General features: G+C 69.0%; 15 protein-coding genes. 8 read left to right on the top strand and 7 right to left on the bottom strand.

The annotated features are described in order from the left end of the window. The first annotated feature begins 42 nt into the window (after positions 1–42). Positions 43–2,418: an FtsK/SpoIIIE family DNA translocase gene (locus LX88_RS12245; RefSeq protein WP_258947894.1), complete on the top strand. Its 2,376-nt coding sequence runs from the start codon at positions 43–45 to the stop codon at positions 2,416–2,418. 1 nt (position 2,419) lies between these two features. On the opposite strand, the gene LX88_RS12250 is transcribed toward LX88_RS12245, so the two are convergent. From LX88_RS12250 to LX88_RS12280, 7 genes are all read right to left on the bottom strand, one after another. Continuing rightward, positions 2,420–2,890: a phospholipase gene (locus LX88_RS12250; RefSeq protein ID WP_258947895.1), complete on the bottom strand. Its 471-nt coding sequence runs from the start codon at positions 2,888–2,890 to the stop codon at positions 2,420–2,422. Positions 2,891–2,973: 83 nt separating this feature from the next. Continuing rightward, entirely contained in the window at positions 2,974–3,627 is a 654-nt protein-coding gene (locus tag LX88_RS12255) for a nitroreductase family protein (RefSeq protein WP_258947896.1), read from the bottom strand. A 5-nt stretch (positions 3,628–3,632) separates the two neighbouring features. Further along, a complete protein-coding gene (locus LX88_RS12260; RefSeq protein WP_258947897.1) occupies positions 3,633–4,787 on the bottom strand; it encodes a YcaO-like family protein in 1,155 nt (384 codons plus the stop codon). Next, positions 4,784–5,194: a hypothetical protein gene (locus tag LX88_RS44235; RefSeq protein WP_258947898.1), complete on the bottom strand. Its 411-nt coding sequence runs from the start codon at positions 5,192–5,194 to the stop codon at positions 4,784–4,786. Before LX88_RS44235 ends, LX88_RS12260 begins: the two co-directional genes overlap by 4 nt. 94 nt (positions 5,195–5,288) lie before the next feature. Further along, positions 5,289–6,080, bottom strand: a complete 792-nt coding sequence (locus LX88_RS12270) for a hypothetical protein (RefSeq protein WP_258947899.1) — start codon at positions 6,078–6,080, stop codon at positions 5,289–5,291. Continuing rightward, positions 6,064–6,915, bottom strand: a complete 852-nt coding sequence (locus LX88_RS12275) for a MerR family transcriptional regulator (protein ID WP_090073903.1) — start codon at positions 6,913–6,915, stop codon at positions 6,064–6,066. Before LX88_RS12275 ends, LX88_RS12270 begins: the two co-directional genes overlap by 17 nt. A gap of 61 nt (positions 6,916–6,976) precedes the next feature. After that, positions 6,977–7,477 (bottom strand): amino-acid N-acetyltransferase, encoded by a 501-nt coding sequence (locus tag LX88_RS12280; RefSeq protein ID WP_090073905.1) that lies wholly within the window; start codon positions 7,475–7,477, stop codon positions 6,977–6,979. 64 nt (positions 7,478–7,541) lie between these two features. Here LX88_RS12280 and rimO point away from each other — a divergent pair, with 64 nt between their 5' ends. The 7 genes from rimO to LX88_RS12315 all read left to right on the top strand — a co-directional run bounded on the left by rimO (position 7,542) and on the right by LX88_RS12315 (position 14,013). Continuing rightward, a complete protein-coding gene (rimO, locus tag LX88_RS12285; protein ID WP_258947900.1) occupies positions 7,542–8,945 on the top strand; it encodes a 30S ribosomal protein S12 methylthiotransferase RimO in 1,404 nt (467 codons plus the stop codon). Continuing rightward, positions 8,942–9,520, top strand: coding sequence for a CDP-diacylglycerol--glycerol-3-phosphate 3-phosphatidyltransferase (gene pgsA / locus LX88_RS12290; protein ID WP_090073911.1), 579 nt, complete (start codon positions 8,942–8,944; stop codon positions 9,518–9,520). Before rimO ends, pgsA begins: the two co-directional genes overlap by 4 nt. Next, the gene (locus tag LX88_RS12295; RefSeq protein ID WP_504928581.1) at positions 9,517–9,990 is read left to right on the top strand and encodes a CinA family protein; all 474 of its coding nucleotides are present in this window, start codon (positions 9,517–9,519) and stop codon (positions 9,988–9,990) included. The genes pgsA and LX88_RS12295 overlap by 4 nt, the downstream gene beginning before the upstream one ends. A 108-nt stretch (positions 9,991–10,098) precedes the next feature. Next, the gene (locus LX88_RS12300; protein ID WP_090073917.1) at positions 10,099–10,521 is read left to right on the top strand and encodes a helix-turn-helix domain-containing protein; all 423 of its coding nucleotides are present in this window, start codon (positions 10,099–10,101) and stop codon (positions 10,519–10,521) included. A 359-nt stretch (positions 10,522–10,880) separates the two neighbouring features. Next, positions 10,881–11,732, top strand: a complete 852-nt coding sequence (locus tag LX88_RS12305) for a PspA/IM30 family protein (protein ID WP_258947902.1) — start codon at positions 10,881–10,883, stop codon at positions 11,730–11,732. A gap of 37 nt (positions 11,733–11,769) precedes the next feature. After that, entirely contained in the window at positions 11,770–12,591 is an 822-nt protein-coding gene (gene pspM / locus LX88_RS12310; protein ID WP_258947903.1) for a phage shock envelope stress response protein PspM, read from the top strand. Between the two features lie 168 nt (positions 12,592–12,759). Then, the gene (locus LX88_RS12315; RefSeq protein WP_211335485.1) at positions 12,760–14,013 is read left to right on the top strand and encodes a uracil-xanthine permease family protein; all 1,254 of its coding nucleotides are present in this window, start codon (positions 12,760–12,762) and stop codon (positions 14,011–14,013) included. Positions 14,014–14,017 lie beyond the last annotated feature (4 nt).

The following is a 14,017-nucleotide window of genomic DNA, read 5'->3' on the forward strand; positions in this document are numbered from 1 at the left end:
TGCGAACGTGGCTGGTGATGCACGAGGGACTACCTTGTAGACATGGCCGGGCGCACAGGGACTTCGAGAAAGACCACGTCACGCGGCAAAGCACCAGCCAAGCCGCGGGCGCGATCCACCGCGTCCAGAAAGCCCGCACCACGCAAGAGCGGCGGCGCCATCAGTGCCGTGTGGGGTGCTTTGGGCCGTGGTGTCGGCAGCCTCGTGCGCACTGTCAGTCGTACCAAGGACCTCGATCCCGAACACCGTCGTGACGGCCTGGGTCTGCTGCTGATCGCACTCGCGGTCATCACCGGTGCCGGGGTGTGGTGGCAGGCCGGCGGACCGGTCGGTCAGTGGGTCGACGTCGCCGTGCGCAGCTCTGTCGGGTTCCCGGCGGTGATCGTGCCGGTCGTGCTGCTCAGCATCGGCGTCACGCTGATGCGCACCGACCCGATGCCCGACGCGCGGCCGCGGCTGATCATCGGCTCGCTGCTGATGATGATCGGCGTGCTCGGCATGTTCCACCTCATCGGCGGCCTGCCGATGGACCCGCTGGAACGCCGCAGCGCCGGCGGAGCCCTCGGTTATCTGGCCGGCGGGTTCCTGGCGCAGGGCCTGACGCCGTGGGTCGCCGGGCCGTTGCTGTTCCTGATCTTCGGCTATGGCCTGCTGGTCGTGACGCACACGTCGATTCGGCAGGCGCCAGAACGCATTCGCTCGTTGCTGCACCCCGGCACGTCGAAGGACGAGCCCTCGGACGCGGAGGAGCCGGTCGAGGAACCGAAGCCGGTTCGCCTGCGCCGCCCGTCCCGCCGCCGCCAGGCCGTCGAGCCCGTCGAGGAGGAACCGCAGGCCGAACTCCCGCTGGAGGAGCCCGCGGAGCCCGCCCCCAAGCCCGCCAAGGAGAAGAAGGCCGCTGCCGCACCGGCGATGGCCGTGCGCGCGGTCGAGGGCGAGTACCAGCTGCCGCCGCCGGACGTGCTGAAGGACGGCGACGCGCCGAAGACCCGCAGCAAGGCGAACGACCTCATGATCGAGGCGATCTCCGGCGTGCTGGACCAGTTCTCGATCGACGCCCAGGTCACCGGCTTCACCCGCGGCCCGACGGTCACGCGCTACGAGGTCGAGCTCGGCCCCGGCGTGAAGGTCGAGAAGATCACCGCGCTGACCAAGAACATCGCGTACGCCGTGGCGACCGACAACGTCCGCCTGCTGGCGCCGATCCCCGGCAAGTCCGCCGTCGGCATCGAGGTCCCGAACAGCGACCGCGAGATGGTGCGGCTGGGCGACGTGCTGCGCGCGCCGTCCACGCTCAAGGACACGCATCCGATGGTGATCGGCCTCGGCAAGGACATCGAGGGCCACATGGTCACCGCGAACCTGACGAAGATGCCGCACCTCCTGGTCGCGGGCTCCACGGGTTCCGGTAAGTCGTCGTTCGTCAACTCGATGCTGGTCTCGCTGCTGGCCCGCGCGACGCCGGACGAGGTCCGCATGATCCTGATCGACCCGAAGATGGTCGAGCTGACGCCGTACGAGGGCATCCCGCACCTGATCACGCCGATCATCACGCAGCCGAAGAAGGCGGCGGCAGCGCTGGCGTGGCTCGTGGAGGAGATGGAGCAGCGCTACCAGGACATGCAGGTCAACCGGGTGCGCCACGTCGACGACTTCAACCGCAAGGTGAAGTCCGGCGAGATCACCGCGCCGCCCGGCTCCGAGCGCGTCTACCGGCCGTACCCGTACATCATGGCGATCGTCGACGAGCTCGCCGACCTGATGATGACAGCACCGCGCGACGTCGAGGACGCGATCGTCCGCATCACGCAGAAGGCCCGTGCGGCCGGCATCCACCTGGTGCTCGCGACGCAGCGCCCGTCCGTCGACGTCGTCACCGGCCTGATCAAGACGAACGTGCCGTCCCGCCTGGCGTTCGCGACGTCGTCCCTGACGGACTCGCGGGTCATCCTGGACCAGCCGGGCGCCGAGAAGCTGATCGGCATGGGCGACGCCCTGTACCTGCCGATGGGTGCCTCGAAACCGGTGCGCGTCCAGGGCGCGTTCGTGGGCGACGAGGAGATCTCGGCGATCGTCGAGTTCACCAAGAACCAGGCGCAGCCCGAGTACACCGACGGCGTCACGGCGCAGAAGGCCACCGAGAAGAAGGAGGTCGACGCCGACATCGGCGACGACCTGGAGTTGCTCGTGCAGGCGACCGAGCTGATCGTGACGTCGCAGTTCGGCTCGACGTCGATGCTGCAGCGCAAGCTGCGCGTCGGGTTCGCGAAGGCGGGGCGCCTCATGGACCTGCTGGAGACCCGCGGTGTCGTCGGCCCGTCCGAGGGCTCGAAGGCACGTGAGGTGCTGATCAAGCCCGACGAGCTCGAGAACGTGGTCTACCTGATGCGTGGAGGCGGCCCCGCCGACGACGAGTGACCTACTTCAGTCCGGCGTTCTGGATGCTGGTGGCCGTCGACGACGCGCTGCCACCGAACTCGCGCACGGCCGCGTAGTACAGGTCAGCCGTGCGCTTGCAGGCCCAGTTCGAGCCGCACTGCTGGTACATGTCGGACTTGAAGTTGTTGTCGATGCGCAGGCGGTTCGTCTCGTTCCACCGGCCCTGCCGCTTGTAGTTGCGGTAGCCGAAGTCGTGCCGGTGGCAGGTCGGCAGGAACTTGAAGCCGAAGGGGTTGTCCGGCGAGTACGAACAGCCGTCGGAAGACCAGTCGAGCTGGCCCGCGTAGGGCTGTTGCGCGCGCAGTGTTGTGAACTGGCTGATGGACTTCGAGTAGAGGTAGTCGTCGGTGACCGCGACGATGTCCACGGCGTGGGCCGGGGCGCCCGTGAAGATCAGGGCGAGGGAGGCGGCGGCACCCACGAATGCCGAGCGCAGGGTTGTCGTCGACATGGCGAGCTCCTCGGAGTGTGAGCAGGGTCTCGCCAGTTGTAGCTGGTGATCGACTGTCCGCGGTAGACACGATCCGGTGAACGTCAGGTGATCTTGTGCCCGCACGCGATCGCGGTGGCCACGCGGAGGTCGCGGGGCAGGCCCAGCGCGTGCAGCATTTCGTGGTCCGCTACTCCACCGAGCAGGTAGCCGCCGAGTTCCTGCTCCGCCAAACGGAGGCAGATGTTCTGCGCCGCGGCTCCTGCTTCGATCAAGCCGAAGCGCCCGGCGCGTTCGCCGTACTTCTCGAACGAGTCCTTGTCCGTCAACACCAGGACGATCGTCAGCGGCGGCACCTCGGGCGTGCCGAGGATCTCGGCGAGGTTCGCCGGAGCGGGGCCGATGTCCTGCAGCGCGTGGCGGCGGATGTCGTAGCGGACCGCTCGGCCGTGCACGAACGCGTAGCAGCGCAACGGGTTGAGGCTGCCTGCGGACGGATAGCTGTTGTCCGACAGGGCGCCCAGCACCGCGCCGAGCTGCTTGTCGGTCAGCGGTCCATCGGAGAACTCCCGCGTGCTCCTGCGCGCCTGGAACAGCTTCTGCAGCCGGTCGTGCGGCCGGGGAAGCGGGACCGGCGCCGAGGGCAGTTCGAGCGGGTCGATCAACTCCGGCGGTGGCCGGAAGTCCCGCAGCCGGTCGCCGAGCCTGCGCTGGTGCAGTGGCGAGTACCGGCTCGCGGCCCAGAAGTCGTCGAACATCGGTGTCACCCCAGCGGATGCGGTGCGGGATTGGGGAACACGCCCGGTGAGGCGTGCGGGTAGCGCCAGGCGAGCTCACGGGCGCGGCCGCCGAGGTGCGGCCAGCGGTGGTCCGAGTGCAGTGGCGCGAGGTCGGGGGACAGGACGCGGACGCAGTGCAGTCCGACGGCCGACAGTTCCGGCGTGGTGAGCTCGCGGTAGGCGAGCCGGACGTCCGCGCGGTCGAGGGCGTGCACGAGCTCGGTCAGTTCCGCTGCCGTGCCGCGGGCTTCGGCGTCGCACGGCGGTTCGGTCTCGAAGCCGCCGAACCACGGCAGCGCGTCCCACTCCGCCGGGTGCGTGGCGTAGTAGACGGCGTGCGTGTCGAAGTCGGTGGCCTCCTCGACGGGCCGGTCGCCGTTGCGCGCCAGCCACACCTCGACGAACACCGTCCCCTGGACCCACTCCTCGTAGGCCTTCCGCACCGCTTCCGCCACGGTCGCGCGGCAGGCGAGCCCCAGCGTCGGCCGGGGTTTGCCCGCAATCGGCAGCGATCCCGCGACGGCGACCACCGGGTGCGGGCTGTAGGCGGGCGTCAGGTCGAACGCCATCGCGCCGTGCGGCAGGTCGGCGGCGAACCGTTGCGGTGCGAGGGAATGCAGCCAGGTCGTGGTGAACGCGTCGCGCTCGACCAGTTCCTGTGCGGCCCTCAGCAACGCGCTGGTCGTCGACGGGCCGGCCGCGAGCCCCGACGACGTCGCGGGCAGTCCGTACGAGGCGTCCAGGCCGACGAGACCGGTGGGCACGCGGATCGGTTCGTTGCCGGGCAACGTCCATGCCCGCGTGTACGGCGTGTCGACGTATCCCTTGCGGTAGCGGTAGTTCGGGGCCACGCGCTGCTCGACCGTGTGCAGGCTGAAGTGCTCCAGCGGCCAGCACTCACCGTCCGTGGCCGACTCCAGTGGCGCCCGCGCGGCGGCGTGCCGTTCCAGCGCCTCGGCGATCGCGGCGACCTTGCTGGTGCCGCCGGACGTACCGCCGGTGGCGAACGGTTCCGGGACCGCGGCCCAGCCCTCGACGTCCACATCGGACAGGCTGTGCGGCACGGGGTGCAGTTGCGACACGACGCCCTGCCGCCAGCCGACCGCCCGCTCGACCAGCGCCTCCGCGACGGTCTTCACCGCTTCGCCCGATAACGCCGGAAGATCCAGTACCCGAGCCCCAGCGCGCCGCCGAGGTAGAGCACACCGGCCACCGCCGCGACGCCCTCGTCCACGCTGGCGAGCGGTCCGAGCGTGAACAGAACGACGAACGGCTCCAAGCACCACAGCACGGCCCAGCCGAGCAGCCGGACCACGCTGCCCACCGGGTTCGGCGACTTGGCGATGAACCCGGAGGCGGTGGCCCACGCGAGTGCCGCCGCGAAGCTGCCGAGCCACCAGCCCCAGGGGATGTCGAAGACCGCGCCCATCGTGGCGAACGGCAGCACGACGACCAGCAACGGGAAGATCGCGGCGGGCAGGACGAGCAGGCTGCGAGGCTGGGGGAGCTCTTTCGTCTCCTCGTACAGCGCGGCAGGGATCTGCACGGCCGCTCCGACCGAGGAGATCGCGCAGCAGCAACAACAACAGCAACAGGTGGGCGTGGCGGCGCTGGCGGCGGCCGCACCGGGTGAGAACTGGTCAGGTAACCGTACTGCTGTCGCGTTCATGGTCCCCCCAAGGAAGTGACACGCGCCCGAACTCGACCGTCGGGCAGATCTCGCAGCCAGCCGCGGGCAGCACGCTCTCGCGCGTCGTCGTGAACTCGTCGAGGTTGACGGTCACGACCGTGTCCAGCAGAGCGAGCGAGCCGCTCCGGATGTTCTGGATCGCCTGCAGGGCAAGGGAAATCGGGAAGTCGTGCCGGAGAGCTCCGGGACGCGGGGGAGGCGGCGGATCCCCCCACCGCCGCCCCGCCCGCACCGCGAGGCACGCCAGGCACGCGCCGGCACCGGGCACCACGAAGGGTCCGACGGCGGCGGTGTGGTGGTACGCGAGGTCCAGCAACAGGTGCGGGACCTTCGTCTCGCGCGCCACCTCGACCAGGTCGACCAACGTGCCGGTCGTCCGCACGACGAGCAGCAGATCCGGGTTCTCGTCGTGCGGCAACCGCTCTACCAGCCCGGCGGGTGCCTCCCCGACGACGCGCGTGCCGACCCCCATCGGCTTGACGTCCTCGGCGGGCAACCCGGCCGGGCGGAGAGCGCCCAGGGTCCTCAGCTGGGCCACGTGCCGGCGAACCGGTTCCCCCAACCGGCTCTCGTCGACCGTTCGAGCCACTCCCCTCAACACTGGCTCGAACAGGCCGGCCAGCGCCACGGCCACCGCCCTGGGCAGGTCTGGGATCAGGTACGCGAGATCCGCTCCCGCGTAGACGACAAGGCCTTCGTCACGGACTTGGGCGTGCCAGGCGGGATCAGCGACCAGGCTCATCCTCGTCCCCCCGTTTCAGGAAGTTCTCGATCTCCTGCTCGCTCGGCAGGTCTCCCGCCGGGTCCATGAGGTTCTCGGCGATCGGCGGCAACGGCTGCTCGGCCCACGCGGGCTGGTAGTCGTCGCTGGGCAGCAGCCCGTGCCGTGACGCGAACTCCTCGGCGGCGTCCCGGATCGACTCCCGCAGCGTCCCCACCACCGCGGTCTCCGCCGTGTACGTCAGCTCGACGAGCAACGCCCGCACGTTCTCCAGCTGGTTCTCGTCACCGGCCTTGCGTGCGAGCTCCGGCCAGAACTGCCGTTCGAACAACCGCACGAAGTCCGCCGCCACCGCGTCGGTCGCCGTGCGCAGGCGCGTGAAGCTGTCCATCACGTCATCGCTGGGCACCCTGAGGCCGGCAAGCCTGCCGCCCGCTTCGAGTGCCCAGCGACGCGTGTGCGGCCAGCCGTACTTCCACCGCACCAAGCCCAACCGCATAGCCCGGAGGAGGAGTCGCGGTTGGACGTCTCCTGTCGGAATCAGGTGCTTGATGTCGCGCACCTTGATCCGAACCCAGTCGTCGGGCCCCTCGGCCTCGCTGAAGCCGAGGACCGCGGCGACCGACTCGCCCTTCTCGCGTGCCGAGATCAGTTCCGCGATCGCGGGCAGCGAGAACCCCCGCTGCTGCAACCGCTGGACCAACGTCAACCGCTCGACGTGCGAGGCGTCGTAGTACGCCACGCGCCCCTGCCGTCTCGGCGCGTGCAGCACACCCTTCGTCTGGTACATGCGAATGGTGCTGCTGGGCAGGCCGATCCGGGCGGCGAGCTCGTCGACGGTGAGCGATTCGGGCACGCACCGATCCTGGCGCGCGCCGTTAGTCGAGTCAAGACTCTTCGAGTAATTACTCGAAGAGTTACAACTCCAGGAGCATCCGGCTGTTGCCGAGCGTGTTCGGCTTGACGTAGCTCAGGTCGAGGAACTCGGCGACACCCTCGTCGACCGATCGCATGATCTCCTCGTAGACCTCGGGGCTCACCGGCGTGCCTTCGATCTCGATGAAGCCGTGCTTGGTGAAGAACTTGGTCTCGAACGTGAGCACGAAGATCCGCCCGAGCTGCAGCTCCCTGGCCGTCGCGATGAGCTGCGCCACTATCCGGTGCCCGACACCCCGCCCGAGCGCCATCGGCGACACGGCGACCGACCTGATCTCAGCCAGGTCCTCCCACATCACGTGCAGGGCACCGCAGCCCAGCAGCTCGCCGTCCTCCTCCGCCACCCAGAACTCCTGGACCGCCTCGTACAGCGTGACCAGCGGTTTGGTCAGCAGAACCTTGCCGGCATACCCGTCGATCAACGCCTTCATGGCGCGCACATCGCTGGTGCGGGCACGCCGCACGACTACCCCACTGGTCACAACCGTCAAGTATGAGGTGGGCACGATTCCGGTCTGACATCCCGACCCGGTTACTCTGAGCGCCGTGTCTTCTCCCACCACTCCGCGACGTGTGTCGCTGCTGACCCTGGGCTGTGCCCGCAACGAGGTCGACTCCGAAGAACTCGCCGGCCGTCTCGGCGAGGGCGGCTGGGAGCTGGTGGACGAGGGCGCGGACGTCGTCGTCGTCAACACGTGCGGCTTCGTCGAGCAGGCGAAGAAGGACTCGGTCGACACCCTGCTCGCCGCCTCCGACACCGGCGCCAAGGTCGTCGCGGTCGGGTGCATGGCCGAGCGGTACGGCAAGGAGCTCGCGGACAGCCTCCCCGAGGCGGCCGCGGTCCTGGGCTTCGACCAGTACAACGACCTGGCCGAGCGCCTGCAGGACGTGCTGCACGGCAAGCCGGTCGAGTCGCACGTGCCGGTGGACCGCCGCACGCTGCTGCCGATCACGCCGGTCAAGCGCCAGGAGGCCAAGGACGGCGTCCAGGTGCCCGGCCACGGCTGGGGGCCGACCAAGGTCCAGCGCAAGCGGCTCGACGACGCCCCCGTGGCGCCGTTGAAGATCGCGTCGGGCTGTGACCGGCGGTGCAGCTTCTGCGCCATCCCGAGCTTCCGCGGCGCGTTCGTGTCGAGGCTCCCGGACGAGATCGTCTCCGAGGCCATGTGGCTCGCCGAGAACGGCGTCAAGGAGCTGTTCCTCGTCAGCGAGAACTCCACGAGCTACGGCAAGGACCTGCCGCGCGAGCAGGGCGCACTCGAGCAGCTCCTCCCGCGGCTGGCGTCCATCCCCGGCGTCGAGCGCGTGCGGGTCAGCTACCTGCAGCCGGCCGAGACGAAGCCGTCGCTGGTGGCCGCCATCGCGAAGACCGACAAGGTCGCGAACTACTTCGACATGTCGTTCCAGCACTCCAGCGAGAACGTGCTGCGGCGCATGCGCCGGTTCGGCGACACGGACAGCTTCCTCAAGCTCGTGTGGCAGATCCGCGAGCACGCGCCCGAGGCCGGCATCCGCAGCAACTTCATCGTCGGCTTCCCCGGCGAGACCGAGGCCGACCTGCAGGAACTGGAGCGCTTCCTCACCGAGGCGCGCCTGGACGCGGTCGGCATCTTCGGGTACTCCGACGAGGACGGCACGGAGGCTGAGGGGCTCGAGGGCAAGCTCGACGCCGACACCATCGCGGAGCGGGTGCAGCGGATCGGCAACCTCGTCGAGGAGCTGACGAGCCAGCGCGCCGAGGACCGGGTCGGCACCGAGGTCGTCGTGCTGATCGAGCACGAGGAGGACGACGAGAGCGACTGCGTCGGCCGGGCCGAGCACCAGGCGCCCGAGGTCGACGGCGAGTGCATCGTGCTCGAGGCCGAGGGTCTCCGGCGCGGTGACTTCGTGCGTTGCCGCGTGGTCGACTCCGAGGGTGTGGACCTGATCGTCGAGGTACTCCCGACATGACGGAGGCCCGGAAGGTCCCGCTGCTCAACGTCGCGAACATCCTCACGATGGCGCGGCTGGCGCTCGTTCCGGTCTTCCTGTTCTCCCTGTTCGAAGCGGGCGGCTTCGACACGACGTGGCGCCTCATCGCGTTCGGGATCTTCGCCGTCGCGAGCTTCACCGACCACATCGACGGCACGCTCGCCCGCAAGCACGGGCTGATCACCGACTTCGGCAAGATCGCCGACCCGATCGCGGACAAGGCGCTGACCGGGTCCGCGCTGGTCGGCCTGAGCATGCTCGACGTGCTGCCGTGGTGGATCACGATCACCATCGCCGTGCGCGAGGTCGGCATCACGCTGCTGCGGTTCTGGGTGATCCGCTACGGCGTCATCCCGGCCAGCCGCGGCGGCAAGGCCAAGACGCTGGCCCAGGTCATCGCGATCGGGCTGTTCGTGCTCCCGCAGAACGACGTGCTGGAGCTCATCGCGTGGGCGATCATGGCCGTCGCGCTCGTGCTCACCATCGTCACGGGAATCGATTACGTCATCCGGGCGTTCAAGATGAAGGCAAGAGCAGGCCGGGCGGTGCTGTGACAGACGTCGTCAGCTTGCTCAAAGCGAGAAACCAGACCGTTGCCACGGCTGAGTCGCTGACAGCGGGTCTGCTGTGCGCGACGATCGTCGACACACCGGGGGCGAGTGCCGTGGTCCGCGGTGGGTTGATCGTCTACGCCACCGAGCTCAAGCACGAGCTCGCGGGCGTGGATCAGCAGCTGCTCGACGAGCATGGTGCCGTGCATCCCGACGTCGCGATCCAACTGGCCGAGGGTGCCCGGAAGCGGTGCCGTTCGGACTGGGGGATCGGGCTCACCGGAGTCGCCGGCCCCGATCCGCAGGACGGTGTCGCTCCGGGGACGGTCCACATCGGCTTGAGCGGCCCTGGAGTGTCCACAGTGCGGACAATCACGCTGAGTGGTGACCGCGGTGCGGTCCGTTCCGGTGCCGTGGAAAAAGCCCTGGTCCTGCTGTCGGATCACCTGCTGATCACCGAGGACGGGAACTAATGATGACTCCGCGTTCGTTCGCCCTTGGCGGACGTGTTCGGAAGTCAGTGCCCGTTGTCGGTGTCGATCGGTAACGTAGGGACACGGCCGGCCGGAAGGAGGCGCGCGATGACCGTGCTGCTACGCGAGGCGATCGGTGATCGACTTCGCCATGCCCGCACCAACCAACGCCGCACGCTGCGCGAGGTCTCTCGGACCGCCCGCGTGAGCCTGGGGTACCTGTCCGAGGTGGAGCGCGGCCGCAAAGAGGCGTCCAGCGAGCTCCTCGCGGCCATATGTGACGCGCTTGAGCTGCCCTTGTCCGAGTTGCTGCACCACGTCGCCTCCGACATCGGAGCCGTCCAGCAGACGCCGGACACGGTGCCCGACACCGTCCCGGACGGACGATCGGAGCGGGGCAAGCTGGAAGGTGGCCGCGTGCTGCCGTCCACGCTGTCGGACGACCTGTCCGACCTGCGCCTGCAGCCCATGCTCACGCACAGGCTCACGAGCAAGATCGGCGAGACGCCCAAGGCAGTTGTCGCGGCGTAATCCCATGTCATCCACGACCCCGTTCGCCCCGATGGCGAGCGGGGTCGCCTGCATTCGGGTGACATGTCACCGACTGTGGCCCCCGCCACGTGACGGTCTGCAACAAGATTGCGTCCTCGGACGTTCAACTGACAGCGACGGCAGCGTGCTGGGCGGCAGGCAACGGCTTGGCATCGGCACGCTGGGTCACCGCGTCTCCGGACGCGGGTACCGGCAGGATTGGCACGTCGTCAGGCGTGTACTCCTAAGTCCCGGGGTGGGTCAGGGTGTTCCCGGATATCTCCCCATGTCGGTGGATACGCCGACGAACAATTGAGACGATGGATCCAACACCGGCACCGAGAAGGCAGGCGTAGGAGATGGCCAGTCCGTTCGTGAAGTTCTGGAAGTACCTGATGGCGTCGTTCTCGTCGAAGATCGACGAGCACGCTGACCCGAAGGTGCAGATCCAGCAGGCCATCGAGGAGGCGCAGCGGCAGCACCAGGCCCTCTCTCAGCAGGCTGCCGCCGTCATCGGCAACCAGCGCCAGCTGGAGATGAAGCTGAACCGCCAGCTGGGCGACGTGGAGAAGCTGCAGGCTTCCGCGCGTCAGGCGCTCGTGCTCGCCGACGAGGCGCGCTCGAAGGGCGATGAGCAGAAGGCGACGCAGTTCGAGAACGCCGCGCAGAGTTTCGCCACCCAGCTCGTCACCGCCGAGCAGGGCATCGAGGACCTCAAGACGCTGCACGACCAGTCGTTGCAGGCCGCCGCGCAGGCCAAGCAGGCGGTCGAGCGCAACGCGATGATGCTGCAGCAGAGGCTGGCCGAGCGCACCAAGCTCCTCAGCCAGCTCGAGCAGGCCAAGATGCAGGAGCAGGTCTCCGCGTCGCTGAACCAGATGAGCGAGCTCGCCGCGCCGGGCAACGTACCGTCGCTGGAAGAGGTTCGCGACAAGATCGAGAAGCGCTACTCGACCGCACTCGGGTCCGCCGAGCTCGCTCAGAACTCGGTGCAGGGCCGGATGCTCGAGGTGCAGGCCTCGACCACGCAGCTCGCCGGCTCGTCGCGCCTCGAGCAGATCCGCGCCTCGATGCACGGCGGTCAGGCGAACACGCCGCAGCAGGTGACCGCGGGCAACAGCGCGGCCGCGCAGATCCAGGCCGAGATCGCGCAGCGCGTCCAGTCAGAGCAGAAGACCACGCAGCAGCAGGTTCCGCCCGCCCAGAACTGACTGGGCGCGTCGGGGCAGGAGGAGTCAGCAGGTGATCATGGAGCCCTGGAGAAACCGTCCCAACAACGAGATCGTCCGCAAGGTCGTCAACGAGTTGGGTGTGTCGCTCCAGGGCCACCCGCTGGCCGAGCAGGCGCGCTACCGGATGCAGAAGTGGAACGACCCGCGCGCCAAGCTCGAACGCAAGCGCAAGCGGACGAACGCCGTGCTCACGTTCTGGCTGATCGTGATCTCGATGCTCGGCACGCTCGCCCTGCTGGGCTTCACCGGTGTGCTCGGCACGTGGGCCGCGGTCACCGGGGCGATCGGCGCGGCGGTGCCCACCGTCCTCGCCGTGCGCAGCGGGTTCAAGCTGCGTGAGCTCAAGGCGGACAAGGTGCGTCTGGAGCTCGCTCCACCGCCACCGCCCAGGCCGCCGCTGCCCGCGCACATCTCGTCCGCGCGCGTGCCGATGGAGAAGCTCCACGCCGCCGAGGACACGATGACCCAGCTGCTCGTGCAGCTCGACTCGCCCGCGCTCACGTCGATGCCGACCGAGTCCGTCCAGCACGCCCGCCAGACCGCCCAGGAGGCCTCCACGGCCATCCGCGCGGTGTCGGCGCAGCTCCAGGCCGTCGAACGGGCCCGCGACACAGCGCCGCACCTGGAGCGCGCGTCGTTGGTCGAGGGCGTGCGGGTGCTCAGGACGCAACTGGCCGACGGCGTGGACCGCTACTGTGCGTTGGTCGCAGAGGCGGGCAACGCGCTGGCGGCGAGCACTCAGTTCCAGAACCCGGGCGAGGTCCTGGACGACGCCACGGACCACATGGCCGGTCTCGCGTCCGCGATGCGCGACGTGTCAGGCTATTCAGCCCATTAAGAAGTAACGCTCCGTAGTTGCGTGCGCCTATTCGGCGGTTCTCTCTGGAGATCCTTAGGGCAATCGTGTGATTATCGGACCGTTATCTAGCCGTAGTCGCTACATGGCGTGGCAGGATTCCGGGGCCGGTCTGCGGGAAGTCCGGCTGAATTGCCGGGAGGCAGTGCGTTGGCGTTGTGGACCGTGCACGGGGACGGCCGGATCACCGACAGTGAAACCGTCGCGCCCCAGGAGCGGGTGAGCTGGCCTCTCACCATCGGGTTCGGAGTGCAGCACCTCGTCGCCATGTTCGGCGCGACGGTGATCGTTCCCGCCGCCACCGGCCTTCCCGTCGCCACCACCCTGCTGTTCTCCGGCCTGGGCACGCTGCTCTTCCTCGTCATCACCAAGAACCGCGTCCCGAGCTACCTCGGCTCGTCCTTCGCCTTCGTGGCCCCGCTGGTGGCCGCGCGCGAGCAGGGCATCGCCGCACAACTCGGCGGTGTCGTCGCCGCGGGCCTGCTGGTGATCGTCGTCGGCATCGCGGTCAAGGCGCTCGGCGTGCGGCTGCTGGAGTCGGTCATGCCGCCGGTCGTCACCGGCGCCGTCGTGATCCTCATCGGGCTGAACCTCTCGCGCCAGGCCACCTCGAACTTCAGCGAGCAGCCCCTGATCGCGGGCCTGACCACCCTGGTGATCCTGCTGGCCGGCGTGCTGGGCCGCGGTCTGGTGTTCCGGTTCTCGATCCTGATCGGCTTCGTCGCGATCTGGATGGGCGGCCTGGCGTTCGGCGCCGTGTCGTCGGAACGGCTCGCCGCGCTGCGCGACGCGGCGTGGGTGGGCCTGCCGAAGCTCTACCAGCCCGAACTGCGGCCGTCCGTGGTGCTGCTGATGCTGCCCGTCGTGATCGTGCTGGTGGCCGAGGTCGTCGGGCACGTGAAGGCGGTCGCGGCGCTGACCGGCCGCAACCTCGACGGCAGCGCGGGCGACGCGATCATCGCGAACGGCCTGTCGACCGCCCTGTCCGGCCTAGGCGGCGGCGCCGGGACGACGACGTACTCCGAGAACATCGGCGTCATGGCCGTGACCCGCGTCTACACGACGGCGGCGTTCGCGTTCGCCGGCGTGTTCGCCACGCTGCTGGCGTTCTCCCCGAAGGCCATCGCGCTGTTCGGCACCATCCCGCCGGGCGTGCTCGGCGGCTGCACGCTCGTGCTCTACGGCCTGATCGTGCTGGTCGGCGTGCGGATCTGGATGGACCGCGGCGTCGACCTGGCGAACCCGGCGAACGCCATGGTCGGCGGCGCGGCGCTGGTGGCCGGCGTCGGCGACCTCACCATCGAGATCGGCGACCTGGAGATGGGCGGCATGGTGTGGGGCTCGCTGCTCGTCGTGATCCTGCACCCCGTGATGCGCTGGCTCAGGGCCGCCCGCCACACCTAAGCCC

Source organism: Lentzea californiensis (assembly GCF_024648825.1).
GTDB classification, from domain to species: domain Bacteria; phylum Actinomycetota; class Actinomycetes; order Mycobacteriales; family Pseudonocardiaceae; genus Lentzea; species Lentzea californiensis.